Source organism: Shimia biformata, assembly GCF_016888515.1.
Taxonomy (GTDB): domain Bacteria; phylum Pseudomonadota; class Alphaproteobacteria; order Rhodobacterales; family Rhodobacteraceae; genus Shimia_A; species Shimia_A biformata.
Genome location: NZ_JAFEJK010000001.1, coordinates 1779046 through 1800923 on the forward strand (window position 1 = coordinate 1779046; position 21878 = coordinate 1800923).

24 protein-coding genes are annotated in these 21878 nt (G+C 63.7%); 15 read left to right on the forward strand and 9 right to left on the reverse strand.

The genetic code is table 11. The features are described 5' to 3' along the window. Window positions 1-75: 75 nt before the first annotated feature. Window positions 76-1497: a metalloprotease TldD gene (gene tldD, locus JQ863_RS08610; RefSeq protein ID WP_204113880.1), complete on the reverse strand. Its 1422-nt coding sequence runs from the start codon at window positions 1495-1497 to the stop codon at window positions 76-78. 181 nt (window positions 1498-1678) lie between these two features. Between tldD and coxB the strand changes: the two genes are divergently transcribed. From coxB to JQ863_RS08665, 11 genes are all read left to right on the forward strand, one after another. After that, entirely contained in the window at window positions 1679-2518 is an 840-nt protein-coding gene (gene coxB / locus JQ863_RS08615; RefSeq protein ID WP_204113881.1) for a cytochrome c oxidase subunit II, read from the forward strand. 53 nt (window positions 2519-2571) lie between these two features. Continuing rightward, window positions 2572-3516: a heme o synthase gene (gene cyoE, locus JQ863_RS08620; RefSeq protein WP_204113882.1), complete on the forward strand. Its 945-nt coding sequence runs from the start codon at window positions 2572-2574 to the stop codon at window positions 3514-3516. A 1-nt stretch (window position 3517) separates the two neighbouring features. Beyond that, window positions 3518-3679: a hypothetical protein gene (locus JQ863_RS08625; protein WP_204113883.1), complete on the forward strand. Its 162-nt coding sequence runs from the start codon at window positions 3518-3520 to the stop codon at window positions 3677-3679. Next, window positions 3679-4272: a cytochrome c oxidase assembly protein gene (locus JQ863_RS08630; RefSeq protein ID WP_204113884.1), complete on the forward strand. Its 594-nt coding sequence runs from the start codon at window positions 3679-3681 to the stop codon at window positions 4270-4272. The genes JQ863_RS08625 and JQ863_RS08630 overlap by 1 nt, the downstream gene beginning before the upstream one ends. Before the next feature lie 7 nt (window positions 4273-4279). Continuing rightward, the gene (locus tag JQ863_RS08635) at window positions 4280-5080 is read left to right on the forward strand and encodes a cytochrome c oxidase subunit 3 (RefSeq protein ID WP_204113885.1); all 801 of its coding nucleotides are present in this window, start codon (window positions 4280-4282) and stop codon (window positions 5078-5080) included. A 99-nt stretch (window positions 5081-5179) separates the two neighbouring features. Next, entirely contained in the window at window positions 5180-5866 is a 687-nt protein-coding gene (locus JQ863_RS08640; RefSeq protein ID WP_204113886.1) for an SURF1 family protein, read from the forward strand. Beyond that, window positions 5863-7251: a threonine synthase gene (gene thrC / locus JQ863_RS08645; protein WP_204113887.1), complete on the forward strand. Its 1389-nt coding sequence runs from the start codon at window positions 5863-5865 to the stop codon at window positions 7249-7251. Before JQ863_RS08640 ends, thrC begins: the two co-directional genes overlap by 4 nt. Next, a complete protein-coding gene (locus JQ863_RS08650) occupies window positions 7248-8510 on the forward strand; it encodes a M16 family metallopeptidase (protein ID WP_204113888.1) in 1263 nt (420 codons plus the stop codon). Before thrC ends, JQ863_RS08650 begins: the two co-directional genes overlap by 4 nt. After that, window positions 8510-9094, forward strand: coding sequence for a GNAT family N-acetyltransferase (locus tag JQ863_RS08655; RefSeq protein WP_204113889.1), 585 nt, complete (start codon window positions 8510-8512; stop codon window positions 9092-9094). Before JQ863_RS08650 ends, JQ863_RS08655 begins: the two co-directional genes overlap by 1 nt. Before the next feature lie 51 nt (window positions 9095-9145). After that, entirely contained in the window at window positions 9146-9970 is an 825-nt protein-coding gene (locus tag JQ863_RS08660) for an MBL fold metallo-hydrolase (RefSeq protein WP_204113890.1), read from the forward strand. 48 nt (window positions 9971-10018) lie between these two features. Next, complete coding sequence (locus tag JQ863_RS08665; RefSeq protein WP_204113891.1) at window positions 10019-11425, forward strand: FAD-binding oxidoreductase; 1407 nt, start codon at window positions 10019-10021, stop codon at window positions 11423-11425. Between the two features lie 14 nt (window positions 11426-11439). Here JQ863_RS08665 and JQ863_RS08670 read toward each other — a convergent pair whose 3' ends face one another. From JQ863_RS08670 to JQ863_RS08680, 3 genes are all read right to left on the reverse strand, one after another. Beyond that, complete coding sequence (locus JQ863_RS08670) at window positions 11440-11991, reverse strand: adenine phosphoribosyltransferase (protein ID WP_204113892.1); 552 nt, start codon at window positions 11989-11991, stop codon at window positions 11440-11442. Between the two features lie 60 nt (window positions 11992-12051). Further along, window positions 12052-12681: a LysE family translocator gene (locus JQ863_RS08675; protein WP_204113893.1), complete on the reverse strand. Its 630-nt coding sequence runs from the start codon at window positions 12679-12681 to the stop codon at window positions 12052-12054. A gap of 64 nt (window positions 12682-12745) precedes the next feature. Then, window positions 12746-13624: an S-methyl-5'-thioadenosine phosphorylase gene (locus JQ863_RS08680; RefSeq protein ID WP_204113894.1), complete on the reverse strand. Its 879-nt coding sequence runs from the start codon at window positions 13622-13624 to the stop codon at window positions 12746-12748. A 174-nt stretch (window positions 13625-13798) separates the two neighbouring features. On the opposite strand from JQ863_RS08680, the gene JQ863_RS08685 reads away from it, so the two are divergent. Continuing rightward, window positions 13799-15466, forward strand: a complete 1668-nt coding sequence (locus JQ863_RS08685; protein WP_204113895.1) for a SulP family inorganic anion transporter — start codon at window positions 13799-13801, stop codon at window positions 15464-15466. A gap of 56 nt (window positions 15467-15522) precedes the next feature. On the opposite strand, the gene JQ863_RS08690 is transcribed toward JQ863_RS08685, so the two are convergent. Genes JQ863_RS08690 through mgtE form a run of 4 tightly spaced genes read right to left on the reverse strand, consistent with a single transcriptional unit; the run spans window position 15523 to window position 18884 of the window. After that, window positions 15523-16308 carry an EcsC family protein gene (locus JQ863_RS08690; RefSeq protein WP_239113243.1) on the reverse strand — a complete coding sequence of 262 codons (786 nt, stop codon included), beginning with the start codon at window positions 16306-16308 and terminating at the stop codon, window positions 15523-15525. 27 nt (window positions 16309-16335) lie between these two features. Continuing rightward, window positions 16336-16851, reverse strand: a complete 516-nt coding sequence (locus JQ863_RS08695; protein WP_204113896.1) for a GNAT family N-acetyltransferase — start codon at window positions 16849-16851, stop codon at window positions 16336-16338. A gap of 36 nt (window positions 16852-16887) precedes the next feature. Then, window positions 16888-17469 carry a 5-formyltetrahydrofolate cyclo-ligase gene (locus tag JQ863_RS08700; protein ID WP_420826269.1) on the reverse strand — a complete coding sequence of 194 codons (582 nt, stop codon included), beginning with the start codon at window positions 17467-17469 and terminating at the stop codon, window positions 16888-16890. Next, entirely contained in the window at window positions 17454-18884 is a 1431-nt protein-coding gene (mgtE, locus tag JQ863_RS08705) for a magnesium transporter (protein WP_204113897.1), read from the reverse strand. Before mgtE ends, JQ863_RS08700 begins: the two co-directional genes overlap by 16 nt. 118 nt (window positions 18885-19002) lie before the next feature. On the opposite strand from mgtE, the gene guaD reads away from it, so the two are divergent. Beyond that, the gene (guaD, locus tag JQ863_RS08710; RefSeq protein WP_204113898.1) at window positions 19003-20295 is read left to right on the forward strand and encodes a guanine deaminase; all 1293 of its coding nucleotides are present in this window, start codon (window positions 19003-19005) and stop codon (window positions 20293-20295) included. 86 nt (window positions 20296-20381) lie between these two features. Here guaD and JQ863_RS08715 read toward each other — a convergent pair whose 3' ends face one another. Further along, window positions 20382-20621 carry an Lrp/AsnC family transcriptional regulator gene (locus JQ863_RS08715; RefSeq protein ID WP_204113899.1) on the reverse strand — a complete coding sequence of 80 codons (240 nt, stop codon included), beginning with the start codon at window positions 20619-20621 and terminating at the stop codon, window positions 20382-20384. Between the two features lie 131 nt (window positions 20622-20752). Between JQ863_RS08715 and hisB the strand changes: the two genes are divergently transcribed. Both hisB and JQ863_RS08725 read left to right on the forward strand, forming a co-directional pair. Further along, window positions 20753-21340: an imidazoleglycerol-phosphate dehydratase HisB gene (gene hisB / locus JQ863_RS08720; protein ID WP_204113900.1), complete on the forward strand. Its 588-nt coding sequence runs from the start codon at window positions 20753-20755 to the stop codon at window positions 21338-21340. Between the two features lie 61 nt (window positions 21341-21401). Further along, window positions 21402-21878, forward strand: coding sequence for a GFA family protein (locus JQ863_RS08725; protein WP_204113901.1), 477 nt, complete (start codon window positions 21402-21404; stop codon window positions 21876-21878).

The following is a 21878-nucleotide window of genomic DNA, read 5'->3' on the forward strand; positions in this document are numbered from 1 at the left end:
CTTGCTGCGGAATCAGGAATAGCCGCCCACTGGTTAACGGCGGATGAATCGATTGGAAAAAATCGAGAACACGCCTCAGGCCGCCGCCCCTCCCACCGTCAGCCCCTCGATCAGGACCGACGGCTGGCCGACCCCGACCGGCACCCATTGGCCGGCCTTGCCGCAATTGCCCATGCCGGGATCAAGCGCCATGTCGCTGCCAAGCGCGCGGATGCCGTTCATCGCGGTGAAGCCGTCGCCGATCAGCGTCGCGCCTTTCACAGGCGCGCCGACCTTGCCGTTCTGGACGCGATAGGCCTCGGTGCAGGAAAAGACGAACTTGCCATTGGTGATATCGACCTGACCGCCACCGAACCCAACCGCCCAGATGCCGTCCTTCATGTCGGCAACCAGATCAGCCGGATTAGCATCGCCGCCCAGCATCATCGTGTTCGTCATGCGCGGCATCGGTGCGTGGGCATAGCTTTCGCGGCGTCCGTTGCCGGTCGGCTCGACCCCCATCAGCCGGGCGTTCTGGCGGTCCTGCATATATCCCACCAGCACCCCATCCTCGATCAGCACGTTGCGGCGGCTGGGCGTGCCCTCATCATCCACCGTGATCGAGCCGCGCCGGTCCGGGATGGTGCCGTCATCAACCACGGTGACGCCCCGCGCGGCGACCTGTTCGCCGATCTTGCCTGTAAAGACAGAACTGCCCTTGCGGTTGAAATCTCCTTCCAGCCCGTGGCCCACCGCCTCGTGCAGAAGGATGCCGGGCCAGCCGGGGCCAAGCACCACGGGCAGATGCCCGGCGGGGGCGGGAACCGCGCCAAGGTTCACCACGGCAATGCGCAGCGCCTCGTCGACCTTGGCCTGCCAGTCGGCGGGCTCCATCAACCCGTCCAGACCCACACGTCCGCCACCCCCGGCGCTACCGCTTTCGCGGCGGCCGTTTTCCTCGACAATGACCGAGACATTGACCCGCGTCATCGGGCGCACGTCCTCGATCAGTTGCCCGTCCGGGCGCAGGATGGCCACCTCCTGAAGCGAGGCCGCCAGCGTCGCCGAGACCTGGACCACCCGCTTGTCCCGGCCCCGCGCATAGGCGTCGATCTCGCGCAATGTCTCGATCTTCACGGGAAAGGCGGCCCCGGCGATCGGGTCGTCATCGGTATAGAGGCGGCGGTTGGTCGGCACCGGACCCGCCGCCAGCGTGCCCCCGCCATCGCCCACCGCCAGACGCGCGGTTTCGACCGCGCGCGACAGGGCGGCGGCGGAAATTTCCGAGGCATGGGCATAGCCAGTGACCTCGCCATTCACGGCGCGCAGCCCGAAGCCTTCGGTTGCGTCATAGCTCGCGGTCTTGATCCGGCCATCATCAAAGACCAGCGCCTCGGACCGGCGGCGTTCGAGGAACAACTCGCCATCATCGGCGCCCGCCGTGGCGCGGCGCAGTTCGGCCAGCGCGTGATCGCGGTCCAGCACGGTCTGAAAAGGGCGAAATTTGATCTCTGTCATGTGATTTTTTTCCTGCCTTTTTGATCTAAATCAAAAAAAGCGTCCGTTTGACGCAAGCCTCTGTCTTTATCTGTGTGTCAGAATATGGTTGATAGCACCGACATAACAACGGGATTCCGCCCCAATAGGCGGCTTTCCCCCCGCAACAGAACGAAAAACGCGCAACCGATCAGGGTGAATCATGCGACATCTATCGACACTCCTGGGCCTTCTGGCTGCCTTCACTGCCCTTCCTGCACTGGCGCAGGACGTTGAACGGGTTGGCAAGCCGGTTGATGGCCTGATGGGCTGGCAGCCCGCCGCAACCGAACTTGCAGAACAGATCCACTCGTTGGACACACTGATTCTCTATATCATCACCGCTATCGTGATTTTTGTCGTCGGTTTGGTGGCCTACATCATCGTGCGCTACAACCGCCGGTCCAACCCCAACCCCTCGGGTTTCACCCACAACACCCCGATCGAGATCGCATGGACCGTGGGTCCGATCATCATCCTGGTGTTCATCGGTGCGTTTTCGCTGCCCGTGCTGTTCAATCAGCAGGAAATCCCCGAAGGCGACATCCACATCAAGGTGACCGGCTATCAGTGGTACTGGGGCTATGAATACACCGATGAGGGCTTTGGCTTTGAAAGCTTCCTTCTGCCCAAGGACCAGCTGGCCGAGAACGGCTATGAGGCTGACGAATGGCTGCTGGCGACCGACACCCGTGTCGTGATCCCGGTCGGCAAGGTTGTCGTGATGGACGTGACCGGCGCGGACGTGATCCATGCCTGGACCATTCCGGCCTTTGGCGTGAAACAGGACGCCGTGCCGGGCCGCATCGCGCAGCTCTGGTTCAAGGCCGAGAAAGAAGGCCTTTACTTCGGCCAGTGTTCCGAGCTTTGCGGCAAGGACCACGCCTATATGCCGATCACCGTCGAGGTGGTCAGCGAGGAAGCCTATCAGGAATGGCTTGCCGGCGCGAAAGAGGAATATGCGGGTCTTCCGCAGACCTTCCAGGTCGCTTCGGCTGACTGAAACCTGAAGGGACGGGGGCGTTTCAGGACGCCCCCCGACCAAATGAGGCAAAGATGAGCGACGCAAGCATCAACACCCAGACCCGGAAACACGAGGACGAGGCCAGCTTTGGCGATTACTTCGCCCTTCTGAAGCCGCGTGTGATGTCGCTTGTGGTGTTCACCGCCGCCGTTGGCCTGCTGGCCGCACCCGTGGCTGTGCATCCGATGATCGCCTTTGCCTCGATCCTGTTCATTGCCGTGGGCGGCGGTGCTTCGGGGGCGCTGAACATGTGGTGGGACGCGGATATCGACCGGGTGATGAAACGCACCAAGGGCCGTCCGATCCCGTCGGGCAAGGTCACCGAGGGCGAGGCGTTTTCGATCGGTATCACCCTGTCGGTCTTTGCCGTCGTCATGCTTGGGTTGGCCGCCAACTGGGTTACCGCCGGATTGCTGGCCTTCACCATCTTCTTCTACGTGGTGATCTATACCATGTGGCTGAAACGCTGGACGCCGCAGAACATCGTGATTGGCGGCGCCGCGGGCGCCTTCCCTCCGATGATCGGCTGGGCGGTGGCGACGGGTGGTATCTCGGTTGAATCGGTGTTGATGTTCACCCTGACCTTCATGTGGACCCCGCCGCATTTCTGGGCGCTGTGCCTGTTCATGAAATCCGATTACAAGGACGCGGGCGTGCCGATGCTTCATGTCACCCATGGCCGCAAGTCGACCCGCAACCACATCCTTGTCTACACCCTGCTTCTGGCGCTGATCGCGGTGGGCATTGCTTTCACCGACATCGGCGGTCCGGTCTACCTGGTGACCGCTTTGGTGATGAACGGGCTGTTTGTGGCCGGGGCCGTGGCCATCTGGCGCCGGGACGAGACCCGCGCCGAGGCCGACAATTACAAGCGGGAAAAGGCTTTCTTTGCCCTGTCGCTGCTCTATCTCTTCTTGCATTTCGGCGCGATCCTCGCCGAGGCCGCGCTGAAACCCTATGGGTTGGGAGGCTGGTAAGATGAGCTTTCGTGACGAACATGAGCTGCACAAGCGCCGTTTCGGGCGCAATCTTGGTGTAGGTCTGGTGCTGGCGGCGTTCATCGTGATCGTCTTTGGCCTGACCGTGGTAAAAGTGACGCGTGGCGATTACGAGCCCGCAAATGCGGTGATGCAGAACTGATGGCGATGGAAGGCAAACATAAGACGCTGGTCCAGCTTGTGGGCGTGGTCGTGGTGATGGGCGCGCTCGCCTGGGCGTCGGTGCCGTTTTACGACTGGTTCTGCCGCGTGACCGGGTTTGGCGGCACGACAAACAGTGCTGATGCCGGGTCGGACGTGATCCTCGATCAGACCATCAAGGTGCGCTTCGACGCCTCGCTGGAACGCGACATGCCCTGGACCTTCAAGCCGGTCCAGCGCGTAATGGAAATTCGCATCGGCGAGACCGGCCTTGCCTTTTACGAGGCGCACAACCCGACCGACCGCCCCGTCGCGGGATCGGCCAGCTATAACGTCGCGCCCTATGCGGCGGGCAACTATTTCACCAAGATCGACTGTTTCTGCTTCGAAGAGCAGGTGCTGATGCCGGGCGAGACCGTGTCGATGCCCGTCAGCTTCTATGTCGACCCCGAAATCGTGAAGGACCGCGAAGGCAAGTTCCTCAAGGAAATCACCCTGTCCTACACGTTCTACGAAATCGACCTGCCCGAGGCCCAAGCCGCCTTGACGCAGCCGACCGAAACCAAAGAAACTGAGCCTTCCAACGAGGGATAATAAGAAAATGGCCCATGTGAAAAACCACGATTACCATATTCTGAGCCCGTCACTCTGGCCGTTCCTGGGCGCTGTCGCCGGGTTCATCATGCTGTTTGGCGCTGTTCTGTTTTTCCACGACGCTGGTCCGTGGGTACTGCTGATCGGCTTTGTCGCCGTGCTTTATGTCATGTTCGGCTGGTGGGCCGACGTGGTGGCCGAAAGCCAAGCCGGGGATCACACGCCCGTCGTTCAGATTGGCCTGCGCTATGGCTTTATCCTGTTCATCATGTCCGAGGTCATGTTCTTCTCGGCGTGGTTCTGGAGCTTCTTCAAGCACGCGCTCTATCCGATGGGCCCGGAAAGCCCGGCCGTCGACGGCGTCTGGCCGCCCGCCGGGATCGAGACCTTCGACCCCTGGCACCTGCCGCTGATCAACACGCTGATCCTGCTTCTGTCGGGTTGCGCCGCAACCTGGGCGCACCATGCCATCGCGCATGACAACAACCGCAAGGACATGATCAACGGCCTGATCATCGCGGTTCTGCTGGGTGTCCTGTTCACCGTGTTCCAGGCCTATGAATACAGCCACGCCGCCTTTGGCTTCTCGGGCAACATCTATGGTGCGAACTTCTTCATGGCGACCGGTTTCCACGGCTTCCACGTGATCGTCGGCACCATCTTCCTGTTCGTCTGCATGCTGCGCGCGATGAAGGGTCACTTCACCAAGGAAAAGCACATCGGCTTCGAGGCCGCCGCCTGGTACTGGCACTTCGTTGACGTGGTCTGGCTGTTCCTCTTTGCCGCTGTCTATATCTGGGGCGGCTAAGCGGGTCTTCGGCGGTTGATCATCTTCCGCCAATGCGACTAAATCCCATCGCGGGTGGCCCCGGCTGCCCGCGATTTTCGTTTCCCGATGAGGTCTCTCTTGCGACGTCTGATCCTGCCCCTTGTCTTTGGCATCCTTGGCACCGCGATCCTTGTTTCGCTGGGCAACTGGCAGGTGCGGCGGTTGGCCGAGAAAGAGGCATATCTCGCCGCCATAGACGCCCGGATCGGGGCCGCGCCGGTCGCGCTGCCCGCATCGCCCGACCCGGAGGCCGACCGTTTCCTGCCGGTCTTGGTCAGCGGAACCTATACCGGGGACGAGTTGCACGTGCTGGTCTCGGTCAAACAGGTCGGGGCGGGGTATCGCATCATTTCCGCCTTTGAGACCGACGACGGGCGGCGCATCATGGTTGACCGTGGTTTCATCCGCACCGGCGCAAAGGACGATGCGCGCCCCGACGGACCCGCCACAGTGACGGGCAACCTGCACTGGCCCGACGAGGTGGACAGTTTCACCCCCGACAACGATCTTGAGGAAAACATCTGGTTCGCCCGCGACGTGCCCGCGATGGCAGCGGCGCTGAACACCGAACCGACCCTTGTGATCCTGCGGGAAACGTCGCAAACAGACCCGCCCGTGACGCCGCTTCCGGTGACAACGGAAGGGATTCCGAACGATCACCTGCAATACATCGTCACCTGGTACGGACTTGCGATTGTATGGGTGGCAATGACGCTTTATTACCTGCGCCGACAGCGCAAAGACAAAAAGGCTTCTGACCGGTGAAATATATCTCGACCCGTGGCAACGCGCCCGACCTGACCTTTGAAGAGGCGATGCTGACCGGCCTTGCGCGTGACGGCGGGCTTTACGTGCCCGAGACCGTGCCGACCATGACCCCGGACCAGATCGCGGCGCTGGCGGGGCTGAGCTATGAAGAGGCCGCGTTCCACGTCATGCGCCCCTTTGTCGGCGACGCCTTCACCGATGACGAATTCCGGGGCATCATCGCGCGCGCCTATGCGGGGTTCCGTCACGAGGCCCGCGCGCCGCTGGTGCAGCTGGCGCCAAACCATTTCCTGCTGGAATTGTTCCACGGCCCGACGCTGGCGTTCAAGGATTTCGCCATGCAGCTCATTGGCCAGCTGTTCCAGTTCTCGCTGGCGCGACGCGACGAACGGGTGACCATCGTCGGCGCGACCAGCGGAGACACCGGGTCAGCGGCAATCGAGGCGTTCCGGGGGCTCGACAATGTCGATGTGTTTATCCTGTTCCCCGATGGCCGGGTCTCGGACATCCAGCGCAAACAGATGACGACGCCCGATGACGCCAATGTTCACGCGCTGGCGCTGGACGGGGATTTCGACGATTGCCAGGCGGCGCTGAAGGACATGTTCAACGATTTCGACTTCCGCGACGGGGTGCGCCTTGCGGGTGTGAACTCGATCAACTGGGCGCGGGTGCTGGCGCAGGTGGTCTATTACTTCACCTCTGCGGTGTCGCTGGGCGCGCCTTATCGCAAGGTTTCGTTCACCGTGCCGACGGGCAATTTCGGTGACATCTTCGCGGGCTATATCGCCAAGAAAATGGGCCTGCCGATCGACCAGCTGGTGATTGCCACGAACCAGAACGACATCCTCCATCGCACGATGGAAACCGGCGCCTATACCAAGGAAGGCGTGACGCCTTCGATTTCGCCGTCCATGGACATTCAGGTTTCGTCCAACTTTGAACGTGCGCTGTTTGACGCCTATGGCCGCGACGGCGCGGCGGTCGCGCAGCTGATGGACGAGTTGAAACAGGGCAGCTTCGCCATCAGCCAGGGCGCGATGGAAGGCTTGCGCGAAACCTTTGCCTCGGGCCGCGCCTCGGAAGGTGAGACCATGGCCACGATCACCCGCGGTTACACGGCGGCGGGGCAGGTCTATTGCCCGCACACCGCCGTTGGCGTGAAAGTCGCCGAAGAACATCTGGGCGCAACCCCGATGGTGACGCTGTCGACCGCGCATCCCGCCAAGTTCCCCGATGCGGTGGAAAAGGCCATGGGCCAGCGCCCCGGATTGCCGCCGCATATGGCCGACATGATGGACAAACCCGAGCGCGTGACCCGCGTGCCCAATGACCTGGGCGCATTGCAGACCCTCATCAAAGACCGGATTGCCAACCGTTGACCATCGAACTTCACACGCTGTCCAATGGCTTCCGCATCGTGACCGAGCATATGCCCGGTCTCGAAAGTGCCGCGCTTGGGATCTGGGTCGGGGCCGGCGGGCGCCATGAGCGGGCCGAGGAAAACGGCATTGCCCATTTCCTTGAACACATGGCCTTCAAAGGCACCAAGCGGCGCAGCGCGCTTCAAATCGCCGAAGCGATCGAGGATGTGGGCGGCTATATCAACGCCTACACCAGCCGCGAGGTCACGGCCTATTATGCCCGTATCCTGAAGGGTGACGTGGCGCTGGCCTTTGACGTGATTTCCGACATCGTGCTGAACCCGATCTTCGACAGGGGCGAGATCGAGGTCGAACGTGGCGTGATCCTTCAGGAAATCGGGCAGGCGCTGGATACGCCCGATGACGTGATCTTTGACTGGCTTCAGGAACGCGCCTATCCCGACCAGCCCATCGGCCGCACCATCCTTGGCGCCGAGGAGCGGGTCAAAAGCTTTGACCGTGCCGACCTGTCCCGTTTCGTAGGGGAACACTACTGCCCGGAACGCATGATCCTGTCGGCAGCGGGGGGCGTCGATCACGCCGAGATCGTGAAACTGGCCGAAGCCACCTTTGGGCACCTGCAAAAGGGGCAGGCGGGGCGCTATGACCCGGCGGCCTTTGCAGGCGGCGAGTATCGCACCGAAAAGGCACTGGAACAGGCGCATTTCGCGCTTGGTCTGGAAAGCCCCGACTATCGTGACCCGGCGATCTATGCCGCTCAGATCTGGTCCACCGCGCTTGGCGGCGGCATGTCCTCGCGCCTGTTCCAGGAGATCCGCGAAAAGCGGGGGCTGTGTTACTCGATCTATGCCTCCACCGGGGCCTATGCCGATACCGGCATGACCACGATCTATGCCGGGACGTCCGGCGGGCAGGTGCGGGAACTGGCCGAGATCACGATTGACGAGATGAAACGCGCCGCCGAGGACATGACCCCGGCCGAAATCGCCCGCGCCCGCACGCAGATGAAGGCCGGCTTGCTGATGGGGCTGGAAAGCCCGTCGGCCCGGGCCGAGCGTCTGGCGCGGATGCTGTCGATCTGGGACCGTATCCCGCCACTGTCGGAAACGGTCGAGCGGATCGACGGCGTGACCGATGCCGACGTGCGCGCCATGGCGGAGCAGATGGCGGTCAAGGCGCGTGCGGCGCTGGCGCTTTATGGCCCGGTGTCCGGCGCGCCCAGCCTTGAAACCCTCGACCAGAGGCGCGCGGCCTGATGATCCTGTCGCGGCGCAAGGTTCGGATCGAAACGGAACGGCTGACCCTGCGCCCGCCTTTGCATGGCGATTTTCGTGACTGGGCGGCCCTGCGCGCCGAAAGTGCCGAGTTCCTGACCCGCTGGGAACCGGCCTGGGCGACGGACCACCTCAGCCGCAAGAGCTTTACCAACCGCGTCTACTGGGCGCAGCGCTCCATCACCAACGGGACGGCGGTGCCGCTGTTCCTGTTCCGCCGCTCAGATCAGGCGCTTTTGGGGGCGATCACGCTGGACAATATCCGGCGCGGCCCGTCGCAGGCGGGCACTCTGGGCTATTGGATCGGGGAACCTTTTGCGCGGCAGGGCTATATGCGCGAGGCGCTAGAGGCGGTGGTGCATCATGCCTTTGTCCAGATGGACCTCAGCCGGCTCGAGGCCGCCTGCCTGCCCGAAAACGTCGCCAGCCGCGGGGTGCTGGAAAAGTCCGGGTTCAAATACGAAGGCGTGGCGCAGTCCTATCTGCAGATCGACGGGCGCTGGCGGACACATGTGCTTTATGCCGCGCTGCGCATGGACCGGCGCGGGCGCACCGACGTGGGCTGACTGGTCGCGGCGGGACGGCGTGCTATCCTCTTGCGTCAGGAGGTGCGCCCCATGCCACGATTTGCCCTTGCCCTGTTGGTCCTTGCCCCGCTGCTGTTTGCCGGGCCGCTGGCCGCTCAGGACCGCCAGCCCAGCCATTGCATCGCCATGGCCGAGGCCATCCCCGGCGCGACCTATCTGCACAAGGCATCCTTTCGCACCGCGCCCGCACCGGACCGGGTGCGTATCAGCTATATCGCCCATGCCTCGTTCCTGATCCAGTCGGCGGGCGGGGTGAATGTGGTCACGGATTACACCGGCTTTCTTGGCGTGACGACGCTGGTGCCCGATGTCGTCACCATGAACCACGCCCATGCCACCCACTGGACCGCCAGCCCCGACCCCGCCATTCGCCATGTGCTGAAAGGCTGGGGGCCTTACCGTCAGGGGATCGAGCATCACCTTGAAGTCGGTGACATGCTGATCCGCAATGTCTCGACCGATATCCGCTCGTTTGACGGGGTCGAGGAGAAGGGCAACTCGATCTTCATCTTCGAAGTCGCGGGCCTGTGCGTGGGTCACCTTGGGCATCTCCACCACGAACCGAACGAGGAACAATATGCCGGGATCGGGCGGCTGGATGTGGTGATGGCGGCGGTGGATGGCGGGCGCACGGTGGACCTGCCGACCATGATCCGCATCCTGTCGCGGCTGCGGTCGTCCGTGGTGATCCCGATGCACTGGTTCGACGAATGGACGCTGGACGCCTTCCTTCTGGGCATGCCCGAGACGTTCGACGTGATCGACATTGGCGACAACAGCGTCGAGGTCTCGCTGCGTGACCTGCCCAGCCGCCCGACCGTGGTGGTGCTGCGGCCGCGATTCCTTGAGGACTAGGGGCGACTGCGTGCTGGACTGGCGTTGTGGGCATGCTAGACCGTTGCCATGACGCTGAACCCCGCCGATCCCGCTTTCCTGGACCACCTGTCCCAATTGCTGCCGCCTGACACGCTGTCAGAGCCAGAGCCGCGCTATCTCGAGGAACCGCGCGGGCGCTTTCGCGGGCAGGGGGTGCTGGCGCGACCACGCTCGACGGACGAGGTGGCGACGATCCTGCGTACCTGCAACGCGGCGCGCGTCGGCGTGGTGCCTTACGCGGGGGGCACCGGGCTTGTTGGTGGGCAGGTGATGCCCGATGGCCCGACCCCCGTCCTGTTGTCGGTCGAGCGCCTGTCGGCAATCCACGCCACTCACCCGGAAGAAAACGTGCTGATCGCCGGGGCGGGCGCGATCCTGGCCGATGTGCAGGCGGCGGCGGAACAGGCGGGGCGGCTGTTCCCGCTGTCGCTGGCCTCGGAAGGCACGGCGCGGATTGGTGGTTTGCTGGCCACCAATGCCGGCGGTGTCAACGTGCTGCGCTATGGCAATGCCCGCGACCTGTGCCTTGGGCTTGAGGTCGTGCTGCCCTCGGGCGAGGTCTGGAACGGATTGACCCGGCTCAGGAAGGACAACACCGGCTTTGATCTCAGGAACCTGATGATCGGGTCCGAGGGCACGCTGGGGGTGATCACCGCCGCCACGCTGAAACTGTTTCCGCGGCCCGCACGCACAGAGACCGCGATGCTGGCGGTGCCCTCGCCAAAGGCGGCGCTGTCCCTGCTGGCATTGGCGCGGGATCAGGTGGGCGAGGCGGTCTCGGCCTTCGAGTTGATGCACCGGCAGGGGTTCGACTTCCTGACCGAGGCGCTGCCGGACATCCGCCAGCCCTTTGACGCGCCGCCGGAATGGGTGGTGCTGATCGAGCTGGGCCTCTCGGCCAGCACCGCGCCGAATAACCAGCTTGAAAGCCTTTTTGCTGACGCCTTCGACCGGGGGCTTGTGACCGACGGTGTCATCGCCAGTTCACAGGCACAGGCGGCGGCGCTGTGGTCGGTGCGCGAACACATCCCCGAGGCCAATCGCCGGATCGGTTCAATCAGTAGCCACGACATTTCGCTCCCATTGGGCGCGGTGGCCGGTTTCATCGCCGAAGGGCAGGGCGCGGTGGCCGCGCTGGGGGATATGCGGATCAATTGTTTCGGCCATCTCGGGGATGGCAACCTGCATTACAACGTCTTTCCCGCCAGGGGGCGCAGCCGCGATGCCTATGACGCCGTGCGTGGGGCGGTGAAGGACGTGGTGCATGAACTGGTGGTCAGGCACGGCGGTTCGATCAGCGCCGAACACGGGATCGGGCGGCTGAAACGGGATGACCTTCGGCGGTTCGGCGACCCGGCCAAACTGTCGGCGATGCGGGCGATCAAGGCGGCGCTCGATCCGGCCGGGATCATGAATCCCGGCGCGGTGCTTTAGCGTGTCAAAAGGGGTCAGAGACCCTCGAACTCGCAGAGAACATCAACGTTCATGCCCATGTCCTCCAGCTTCTTGCGCCCGCCCAGTTCGGGCAGGTCGATGATGAAGGAACAGGCCACGATCTCGCCGCCCAGCCGTTCGATCAGCTTGATCCCGGCCTCGGCGGTGCCGCCGGTGGCCAGAAGGTCATCGACCAGAAGGATCTTTTCACCCGGCGCAATCGCGTCGTCGTGGATCTCGACAATCGCCTCGCCATATTCCAGCGTGTATTCCTCGGAAATCGTGGTGCCGGGCAGCTTGCCCTTCTTGCGCACCGGCACGAAGCCGACCGACAATTGGTGCGCGATGGCTCCGCCAAGGATAAAGCCGCGCGCCTCAAGCCCGACCACCTTGTCGATCTGCTCGCCCGCATAGGGGTGCAGCATCTGGTCGATTGCCATGCGGAACCCGCGCGGATCGGCAAACAGCGTGGTCACGTCGCGGAACATGATCCCCTCGTGCGGGAAATCGACGATGGTGCGGATGTAATCCTTGACGTTGGTGCTTTTGGCGGTGGTTTTGGGCATGACGGGCCTCAGTTGTTCGGGTCGCCCCGTTGTAGCGCGCCCGACGCAGGGCGCAAGGGATCAAGCGCCGCGTCGCAGGGTGGCGGTCAGGACGCCCATGCCGATCAGGGTCAGCCCGCCCGCACGGGTGAGGCCGCGCATCACCGCAGGGCGCGCGATCCGGCTGCGCAGCCGGTCCGCCAGCAGCGCATAGGCCAGCGCATTCAGCGCCGCCAGCGTGACGAATGTGGCAATCAGGATCACGAACTGCATCACCAGCGGACGTGTGGGGTCAATGAACTGCGGCACGAAGGCGATGAAGAAGCCAATGGATTTCGGATTGAGCGCCGTCACCGCCGCCGCATGTCCAAAGACCCCGCGCGACTGGAGCTTCGAGGGGCGCACGAGGTCTCCGATCTCTGCATCCCTGGCCGACAGCAGCATCCTGACGCCAAGCCAGACCAGATAAGCCGCACCAACCCATTTCAGCACCGTGAACGCGGTGGCCGACGCCAGCACAATCGCGCCCAGACCCAGAAGCGAGGCGGTCATCGCAATGAGGTCGCCAAGCGCAACCCCCGCCGCCGTGGCAATCGCCACCGACCGCCCCTTGGTCAGCGCATAGGACAGAACCAGCAGGATCGTCGGGCCGGGGATCAGCAAAAGCGCGGTCGAGGCGGCGACGAAGGTCAGCCAGAGGTCAAGGGGCATCGTGTTGATCCTTCCTTTGCGCCTGCCGCGCGGTTGCGATTGGGTATTTGGAACCAGTAAAAAGTCAGCCGTTCAACACTCGCCCTGCCACCGCATCAAGTTTCGCCACCACGGCGGGATCGCGTTTTTCAGGGGCGGTGAGGATGGCGTAGTCCAGCGCGCGGTCGCAGCCATGCGGGCAGGGCTCGCGGGTGGCGCTGAGGAGTGCGGGCAGCCCTTTGACCAGTGCGCGGCCCTTGTCGGCATTGCCCATCAGGGTCTTGATGATCTCGGCGACATCGACCTCGCCGTGGTCGGGGTGCCAGCTGTCATAATCGGTGATCATGGCGACGGAGGCGTAGCAAAGCTCGGCTTCGCGGGCGAGTTTTGCCTCGGGCATGTTGGTCATGCCGATCACATCCGCGCCCCAGCTTTCGCGATACATCTTCGATTCCGCCAGCGTCGAGAATTGCGGGCCCTCCATCGCCAGATAGGTGCCGCCCCTGTGGACGCTGATCCCGGCGGCTCGGGCGGCGGTTTCGCAGGCATCGGACAGGCGCGGACAGGTCGGGTGGGCGACGCTGACATGGGCGACGCAGCCGGTGCCGAAAAAGGATTTCTCGCGCGCGAAGGTGCGGTCAATGAACTGATCCACAACGACAAAATCTCCCGGCGCCATTTCCTCGCGGAAGGAACCGCAGGCCGAGACCGAGATCACATCCGTCGCGCCCAGCCGTTTCAGCGCGTCGATATTGGCGCGATAGGGCACTGTGGTCGGAGAATGCACATGGCCGCGGCCATGACGCGGCAGGAAGGCCATCTTCACCCCGTCCAGCGAGCCAGTCAGGATCTCGTCCGACGGCGCCCCCCATGGCGTGTCCACCACCTGCCAGCGCGCGCCTTCCAGCCCGTCGATCTCGTAAATGCCAGAGCCGCCGATCACGGCGATCATGGTGTCGGTCATGTGGTGATCCTTCCCCGTATCCTGTGCCCGCATTCTTGGGCGGGCAGGGGCGGAAATGCAACCATGGGCGCGGCGGAGGCGGCGAATTCCGGGCCTTGCCTTGTGCGATTGCAGCATTTGCGCTAACAGCGCGATCTAGCGAACACCAAGCGAACCCCCGGACAGGACATTTTCATGAGACGCGCAGCGCTGGCTCTTTTGGCCAACAACATTTCCCCGCCCAATCTTTCGGTGATGCAGGACGAGGGCTTTTCGGTCGGCCGTCTGCGGATCGAACTGTTGTCGGGCCTGACCGTGGCGCTGGCGCTGGTGCCGGAAGCGGTGGCTTTTGCCTTTGTCGCCGGGGTGCATCCGCTGGTTGGTCTTTACGCGGCCTTCCTTGTGGGGCTGGTGACGGCGGTGATCGGCGGGCGTCCGGGCATGATCTCGGGTGCGACGGGGGCGCTGGCGGTGGTCATGGTGGCGCTGGTTGCCGAGCACGGGGTCGAATACCTCTTTGCCACCGTGATCCTGATGGGCATCCTGCAGGTGATTGCCGGGGTGATGCACTGGGGCAAATTCATCCGGCTGGTGCCGCATCCGGTGATGCTGGGCTTCGTGAACGGGCTGGCGATCGTGATCTTCCTGGCGCAGATGGGCCAGTTCAAGGTGCCGGGGTCGATGGTTTCGGATGGCCACGGCATGACCGGGGGCGAGTGGCTGTCGGGTATGCAGCTTTACACCATGCTCGGTCTGGTCGGGCTGACCATGCTGATCGTCTGGGGTCTGCCCAAGGTGACCAAGGTGATCCCCGCGCCGCTGGCCGGGATCGCGGTCACCGCTTTCGTGGTGATCGGCTTTGGCCTTGATGTGCCGCGCGTCGGCGACATGGCCTCGATCGAGGGCGGTTTCCCGCAGTTTCACATCCCGTTTGGCGAGGGGATCGGCATCTATGGCACACCGCTGGCGCCCTTCACCCTTGATACGCTGTGGATCATCCTGCCTTACGCCGTCATCCTTGCCGCCATCGGTCTGATCGAAAGCCTGCTGACGCTGAACCTTGTCGGAGAGATGACCGGCAAGCGTGGCGGCGCGTCCCAGGAATGTATCGCCCAAGGGTCCGCAAACGTGCTGACCGGCTTCTTCGGCGGCATGGGTGGCTGCGCCATGATCGGGCAGTCGATGATCAACGTGAAATCCGGTGGGCGTACGCGCATTGCCGGGATCGCGGCGGCGCTGTTCCTGTTGCTCTTCATCATGGTCGCCAGCCCGTTGATAGAGCAGATCCCGCTAGCGGCGCTTGTCGGCGTGATGTTCATGGTGGTGATCGGCACTTTCGCGTGGAATTCGTTCAAGATCATGCGCCGCGTGCCGTTGATGGACGCCTTTGTCATCGTGCTGGTGACGGTTGTGACGGTGCTGGAAGACCTCGCCGTTGCGGTGGTGGTCGGGGTGATCGTCTCGGCACTCGCCTATTCCTGGCAGAACGCGCGCCGCATCCATGCGGTGACGCGCGAATCCAACAGCGATCCCGGCGCCAAGGTCTATGAGATCCAGGGGCCGTTGTTCTTTGGCTCGTCGGACGGGTTCATCGAACTGTTCGAGGTCGACCGCGACCCCGATCATGTCATCATCGACTTCCAGTTCAGCCGCGTCGTCGACCAGTCGGCATTGCAGGCGATCGAGGCTGTCGCGGCCAAATACGAAGCCGCAGGCAAGCAGGTTGTCCTGCGCCATCTCAGCCGGGATTGCCACCAGCTTCTGTCCCGCGCCGGTCACCTGATGATTGACAGCGACGATGACCCGGAATACGAAATCGCGGTGGATTACTCGGTGCGCACCGGCATCCTTGGCGGGCACTAGGCCAAGACCCAGAGCGGCTTCTTTCTTGCTGAAATACTCAAAACAGGGCGTCGCCGTCAGGCGGCGCCCTTGTTGATCTTGGGCTTCACACGGGCGATCAGCGCCTCGGTCAGCTCGCCCGGATCGCGGTCGGCATCGATGGCCAGCTTGCGCAGGCCAAAATGCACATGGGCGATTTCCTGGTAATAGCTGGTATAGGCAAAGTTCGTCGCCGCCCCTGCCACGGCGCCCAGCAAAGGCACCGCCTGCGCCGCCAGTTTCTGTCCCAGAACCACGGCCAGTTTCGGCGCGACACGGGCGATCAGAACCTGCATTGCGCCACCCGTCAGCGCCAGCCGGGTCGAGACAAAGGCAAGGTCCGCGCCATCATCCTTTTCCAGCGGCCCGGCGGCGGAAAACACCTGGATACAGTCGAACTGGACGCTTTCTGCCTCGGGGTCGAACCCGTATTGCACGGCGACATCCTGAATGGCGCGCAACAGGACCGTTGTGGTGATCGGCAACTCGGCCAGCGCCGAAGAGACGCCGCCGATCCCGCCCACCGCGCCAAGGGCGGTGGCGACCGAGGTATTGAGGACACTTGACCCTTTGGGCACGATACGCCGAGACCCCTGCGCCGCCTTCATCGCCTGTGTCAGCGCGGCAAGCGTGGCGCTGTCCAGCCCGGCCCGCGCCGCGGGGGGAAGGCGGTCCAGAAGTGTTTCGCCCTGCGCCCCGATCAGGTTCAAAAGCTCGATACCCAGACCCGACGCCCCGCGATACCGCGTGGCGAGGCGGTTCAGTTCGGCCTCGACATCAACCGGCACGCCCGCCGGGTCGAGGATCATACCATCCTTGCTCATGGATATTAGATTGGCAGGGAAGGGGGGCTATTCAAGCCCCCGATGCCCTGCCGGGGTCTCAGCGACCGAGGTTACGTCGCCACGCACTCCCTGCCAGCAGCCCGGCACAAGCTCGATCCCCAGCACGCGGTCGGGGTTGGTCGGGGGCGGCATCACGACGCCTTCAAGCCGGGAAAACCCGAAGCGGCTGTAATAGGGCGCATCGCCCACCAGCATCACCCGGCTCCAGCCCTGACCACGGGCAATATCCAGGCTGTCGCGGATCAGCACACCGCCCAGCCCCTCGCCCTGCCGCGTCGGGTGAACCGCAACCGGACCCAACAAAAGCGCATCAAGACCCGCCACATGCACCGGCCAATAGCGGATCGCGCCCGCCAGAACCCCGGCTTCGTCGCGGGCGACAAGGCGCAGGTCCGGCACCGGCGGCACCCCATCGCGCAGCCGGTAGGACGACAGCGCCTCGCGGCCCGGTGCGAAACACAGGTCATAAAGCGCCTCGACCTCCCACCAGTCGGCATCGGTTTCTTCAGTCAGCCGGTACACGCCGCCCCTTTCGTCCGTTTCAATTGGGATAGCATGTCAGCGCAGGTCCCGCACACCGCGTTCGGTGACGATCAGGTCCAGCGGCTGGTCGGTCGGCTCAAGCGGCAGGGCGTCGGCCTCTTGCGCGGCAAAGGCAAAGCCGATGGCAAGGGTGGCGCGTTTGGCCCGCAGCATCTCCAGCGTGCGGTCATAAAACCCGCCGCCATAACCAAGACGCCCGCCGCGCGCATCGAATGCGACCAGCGGCACGATCAGGATTTCCGGCTCGAAAAAGTCATCGACCTCTGGCACCTCGGCCCCAAAGGGACCGGGGCGCAGGGTCATGTCCGGCTCCCAGCGCGAGAATTTCAGCGGCAAACCATTGCCCTGGATCACCGGCACACCCACGGGGCCGTGGGCGGATGCCTCGGCCATGGCCGCGCGCGGGTCGATTTCGGTGCGGATCGGAAGGTAACCGGACAAAGGCACGCCGCGATAGCCCGCCAACACTTCTGACAGGAACCCCGATTGGCCCGGCCCGGCGCTCTCGAACGCCGCCTTGCGGCGGAGAAAGGCGGCTTTGCGGGCCTCGGCCTTGACCTGATCCAGCGCGGCGCCCCCGGTCATAACAGGAACCATGTGGCCATCCCGAGGAAGGCGAAAAAGCCGACCACATCCGTCACCGTGGTCACAAATGTCCCCGAGGCCAGCGCCGGGTCGACGCCCAGTTTTTCCAGAAGGATCGGGATACCGGCCCCGGCCAGCCCCGCGACGACAAGGTTGATGACCATGGCGGCAGCAATGACATAGGCGATGCCGACCGATCCGAACCAGATCAGTTCCACCACCGCCATCACCAGCGCAAAGACAATCCCATTGACCAGCCCCACCAGCGTTTCCCGCCGGATCACCCGCCAGACGTTGGCGCCTGTCAGGTCTTTTGTCGCCAGCGCGCGCACCGCCACCGTCAGCGACTGGGTGCCCGCATTGCCGCCCATCGAGGCGACGATCGGCATCAGCACCGCCAGCGCCACCAATGTCTCGATCGCATGTTCGAACTGGGCGATGACCAGCGAGGCAATGATCGCGGTGGCAAGGTTCACCGCCAGCCACGGAAGACGCTGTTTCGTCGTCTCGGTCACGTTGTCCGACAGTGCGCTTTCCTCGCCGACACCGGCCAGACGCAGGATGTCTTCTTCGTGTTCCTCGTCCAGAACGACCATGGCGTCGTCGATGGTGATCATGCCGACCAGCCGTTCATCCTCGTCCACCACCGGGGCCGAGATCAGGTGATACTGGTTGAACGCATAGGCCACGTCCGCCTGATCCTGCGTGACGGGAATGACGGTAAAGATGTCCTCGACCAGATCGGCCAGCTTCACCGCGCGGGGTGACGACATGATCCGCCCCAGCGTGACATTGCCCACGGGCCGCATCTTGGGATCGACCAGGATCACGTGATAGAACTGGTCCGGCAGGTCTTCGGACTTCCTCAGATAGTCGATGCAGTCGCCCACCGTCCAATGCTCGGGCGCCTTGGCGGTCTCGCGCTGCATCAGGCGGCCGGCGGAATATTCCGGGTAGGACAGCGCCTGTTCGACCGCGACCCGGTCGGCATCCTCAAGCACGTCAAGGATGGCTTCCTGCTGCGGCTCGTCCAGATCCTCGACCAGGTCGACCACATCGTCGGTCTCAAGCTCGCGCACCGCGTCGGCAAGGACGGCGGGGCGCAACAGGTCGATCACGTCCTCGCGGACGCCTTCCTCAAGCTCGGACAGGATTTCGCCGTCGAACTCGCGGTCATAAAGCTGGATCAGGCGGCGCCGGTCATAGGCGTTGATCTGTTCCAGAAGGTCGGCGATGTCGGCGGGGTGCAGCGGCTCGAGCAGCGCGGTCAGCCCCTCGCGGTCATCGGTCTCGACCGCATAAAGGATCGCCGAGATCCTCTTGGGATCCAGCTGGTACGGCGTCTCCTCGGTCTCGACCTCGGGCGTGGCCTCGGGCTCGTCCTCGGGGGGGCGCGACGGGGTGATCTGGTCGGTTTCGTCTGTCATGCCACCCTCCGTACTCGTTCTGGCTGGACCATATGTCGAAGCGGCGGGAAAACTCAACGGGGTGCAGCGATTTACAGCCCATTTCCCGGGGGATAACGTGACCCCGACAGGAGGAACCATGACCGACCAGACGCTTTTGCTAGGACAGACCCTGAGCTTTCAAGGCGATCCGTTCCTTCAGCCTGTAGAGAGGGCCGCGATTCACCGGTCCCGCGGCGGGGTGCTGATCGAAGGCGGGCGAATCATCGCCACCGGCGAGGGCGACGACCTGAAGACGGCCCATCCCGGCGCGCGGGTGGTCGATTACGGCGACGGGCTGATTTCGGCCGGATTTGTCGACGCCCATGTCCACTATCCCCAGACCGCGATCATCGCCAGTTGGGGCAAGCGGCTGATCGACTGGCTGAACACCTATACCTTCCCCGAAGAGATGCGGTTTGATGACCCCGACTATGCCGCCACGATCGCGCGGCGCTATTTCGACCTGACCCGCGCCCATGGCGTCACCACCATGGCCAGCTACTGCACCATCCACCCCGCGTCGGTGGATGCCTTCTTTTCCGAGGCTCTGCGGCGCGGGCAGCGGGTTGTCGCGGGCAAGACTTGCATGGACAGGAACGCGCCCGAGGGCCTGCGCGACAGCGCGCAGACCGCCTATGACGACAGCAAGGCGCTGATTGGCCGCTGGCACGGGCAGGGCCGGCTGACCTATGCCATCACGCCGCGCTTTTCACCCACCTCGACGCCGGACCAGCTGGCGGCGCTGGGGGCGCTCTGGGCCGAGCATCCCGATTGCCTGATGCAGACCCATCTCAGCGAACAGACCGACGAAATCGCATGGGTGCGCGACCTTTACCCGGAGGCCCGCGACTATCTCGACACCTACGAGGCGCACGGGCTTCTGGGGGAACGTGGTCTTTATGGCCACGCGATCCATCTCGAACCGCGTGAAAAGGAGCGGCTGAAAGATGTCGGCGCGGCGCTGATCCATTGCCCGACCTCAAACATGTTCATCGGTTCGGGACTGTTTGACATGGCCGGGCTGAAACAGGCAGGGCAGCGCGTCGGGCTGGCCAGCGACACCGGCGGCGGCTCGTCCTTTTCGATGCTGCGCACGATGGCGGCGGCCTATGAGGTCGCCCAGCTGCGCCATGACGCATTGCATCCCGCGCAGCTGTGGTGGCTGGCGACGCAAGGCTCGGCGCAAACCCTGCACATGGGCGACAGGATCGGCAATCTTGCACCGGGCATGGAGGCTGACATCGTGGTGGTGGACCTTGCCTCGACCCCGGATATCGCGCAGCGGGCGGCGCAGGCCGACACGATCTGGGAGGCGCTTTTTCCCACCATCATCATGGGCGACGACCGCGCCATCGCCGCGACCTGGATCAACGGATCCCCCGATCCCTGACCGCTTCTTTCTTGCCCAAATACTCCCGCCGGAGGCGTTCCTCCGTCGCGGCCCTCAGATCGCCATGCCCTCAGAACGCCTTGCCCTCAGAACGCCTTGAACGTCATCGTGGTCAGCGTGCGCTCGATCTCGGGAATATCAAGCAGCTTTTCGTTGATGTATTTGCCGACATCCGCGTCACCGGGAATATAGAGCTTCATCAACAGGTCGTATTCGCCACTGGTCGAGTAAAGCTCGGAATGGATTTCCTTCAGCGCGATTTCCTCGGCGACGCGGTAGGTGGTGCCGGGTTTGCAGCGGATCTGGATAAAGACGCAGGTGGTCATGGGGCCCTCATGTCGGTTCGGCCACAGGCTGGCACATTTGGCACGGGGCGCACAATCCCGAAACGTATCGCTTCCCCTTCGCGGCGGCGGAACCTATAACACGCGCGACAAGACCCTGAAGGACAAGCACAATGCGGACAGCCACCGTCAGCCGCAACACCGCGGAAACCCAGATCACCGTCGAGATCAACCTCGATGGCAGCGGGACGTATGACAACCAGACCGGGGTCGGGTTCTTCGACCACATGCTGGACCAGCTGTCGCGCCACTCGCTGATCGACATGACGGTGCGGGCCAAGGGCGACTATCACATCGACGATCACCACACGGTCGAGGACGTGGGCATCGCGCTGGGACAGGCGCTGACGCAGGCGCTGGGCGACAAGAAGGGCATCCGCCGCTATGCCTCGTGCCATTTGCCGATGGATGACACGCAGGTGCGCGCGGCGCTCGATCTTTCGGCGCGGCCCTACCTGATCTGGAACGTCGAGATGCCGACCCCCAAGATCGGCACATTCGACACCGAACTGGTGCGCGAGTTCTTTCAGGGATTCGCGACCCACGGCGGCATCACGCTGCACGTGGACCAGATCCACGGGTTCAACAGCCACCACATCGCCGAGGCCACCTTCAAGGCGGTGGCGCGGGCGCTGCGCGAGGCAGTCGAGACCGATCCGCGCAAGTCCGATGCCATCCCCTCGACCAAAGGCGCGCTTTAGGCGCTAAATTGTGTTATGATCGTCCCGTATTCTGTCGACGGAAAGGCGGTGCGGGATGGTCATGCAGGATGGCGGATGCCTATGCGGTAAGCTGCGTTATCGGGTCACGACCCAACCCTTGTGGGTCACGGCCTGTTTCTGTCACTTCTGCCAGCGCGCGACCGGCGCGCAGGGCATGGTCGAGCCGATCTTCGACATTGACGCCTTCGAGATCACCGAAGGGACGCCAACCCGCTACGTGCATATCTCGGGCGGCAGCGGCAAAGAGGTCCAGGTCCATTTCTGCGCCACCTGCGGCACCAAGACCCACCTGACCTTTGAACGCTGGCCTGACCGTCTGGGTGTCTATGCAGGCACATTCGACGATCCCGGCTGGTTCGAGTTCTCACCCGGGAACAGCAAGTTCATCTTTCTCGACAGCGCCGCGCGCGGCACCCTTGTGCCGTCCGGGTTCAAGGTGTTCCGGGAACATGCCGCCACCCCCGACGGCACGCCCCTCGATCCCGAGGTTTTCGACGAGATCCTGCATATCCGCTGA

What these genes read in the sequence shown, in the direction of transcription:
- JQ863_RS08685 (WP_204113895.1), top strand. Translation starts at nt 13,799, where the DNA reads ATGAGACGCGCAGCGCTGGCTCTTTTGGCCAACAACATTTCCCCGCCC.
- JQ863_RS08660 (WP_204113890.1), top strand. Translation starts at nt 9,146, where the DNA reads ATGCCACGATTTGCCCTTGCCCTGTTGGTCCTTGCCCCGCTGCTGTTT.
- mgtE (WP_204113897.1), bottom strand. Translation starts at nt 18,884, where the DNA reads ATGACAGACGAAACCGACCAGATCACCCCGTCGCGCCCCCCCGAGGAC.
- JQ863_RS08625 (WP_204113883.1), top strand. Translation starts at nt 3,518, where the DNA reads ATGAGCTTTCGTGACGAACATGAGCTGCACAAGCGCCGTTTCGGGCGC.
- JQ863_RS08665 (WP_204113891.1), top strand. Translation starts at nt 10,019, where the DNA reads ATGACGCTGAACCCCGCCGATCCCGCTTTCCTGGACCACCTGTCCCAA.
- hisB (WP_204113900.1), top strand. Translation starts at nt 20,753, where the DNA reads ATGCGGACAGCCACCGTCAGCCGCAACACCGCGGAAACCCAGATCACC.
- guaD (WP_204113898.1), top strand. Translation starts at nt 19,003, where the DNA reads ATGACCGACCAGACGCTTTTGCTAGGACAGACCCTGAGCTTTCAAGGC.
- JQ863_RS08725 (WP_204113901.1), top strand. Translation starts at nt 21,402, where the DNA reads ATGCAGGATGGCGGATGCCTATGCGGTAAGCTGCGTTATCGGGTCACG.
- JQ863_RS08670 (WP_204113892.1), bottom strand. Translation starts at nt 11,991, where the DNA reads ATGCCCAAAACCACCGCCAAAAGCACCAACGTCAAGGATTACATCCGC.
- JQ863_RS08635 (WP_204113885.1), top strand. Translation starts at nt 4,280, where the DNA reads ATGGCCCATGTGAAAAACCACGATTACCATATTCTGAGCCCGTCACTC.
- JQ863_RS08630 (WP_204113884.1), top strand. Translation starts at nt 3,679, where the DNA reads ATGGCGATGGAAGGCAAACATAAGACGCTGGTCCAGCTTGTGGGCGTG.
- JQ863_RS08675 (WP_204113893.1), bottom strand. Translation starts at nt 12,681, where the DNA reads ATGCCCCTTGACCTCTGGCTGACCTTCGTCGCCGCCTCGACCGCGCTT.
- JQ863_RS08655 (WP_204113889.1), top strand. Translation starts at nt 8,510, where the DNA reads ATGATCCTGTCGCGGCGCAAGGTTCGGATCGAAACGGAACGGCTGACC.
- JQ863_RS08680 (WP_204113894.1), bottom strand. Translation starts at nt 13,624, where the DNA reads ATGACCGACACCATGATCGCCGTGATCGGCGGCTCTGGCATTTACGAG.
- JQ863_RS08700 (WP_420826269.1), bottom strand. Translation starts at nt 17,469, where the DNA reads ATGGTTCCTGTTATGACCGGGGGCGCCGCGCTGGATCAGGTCAAGGCC.
- JQ863_RS08690 (WP_239113243.1), bottom strand. Translation starts at nt 16,308, where the DNA reads ATGAGCAAGGATGGTATGATCCTCGACCCGGCGGGCGTGCCGGTTGAT.
- coxB (WP_204113881.1), top strand. Translation starts at nt 1,679, where the DNA reads ATGCGACATCTATCGACACTCCTGGGCCTTCTGGCTGCCTTCACTGCC.
- cyoE (WP_204113882.1), top strand. Translation starts at nt 2,572, where the DNA reads ATGAGCGACGCAAGCATCAACACCCAGACCCGGAAACACGAGGACGAG.
- tldD (WP_204113880.1), bottom strand. Translation starts at nt 1,497, where the DNA reads ATGACAGAGATCAAATTTCGCCCTTTTCAGACCGTGCTGGACCGCGAT.
- JQ863_RS08715 (WP_204113899.1), bottom strand. Translation starts at nt 20,621, where the DNA reads ATGACCACCTGCGTCTTTATCCAGATCCGCTGCAAACCCGGCACCACC.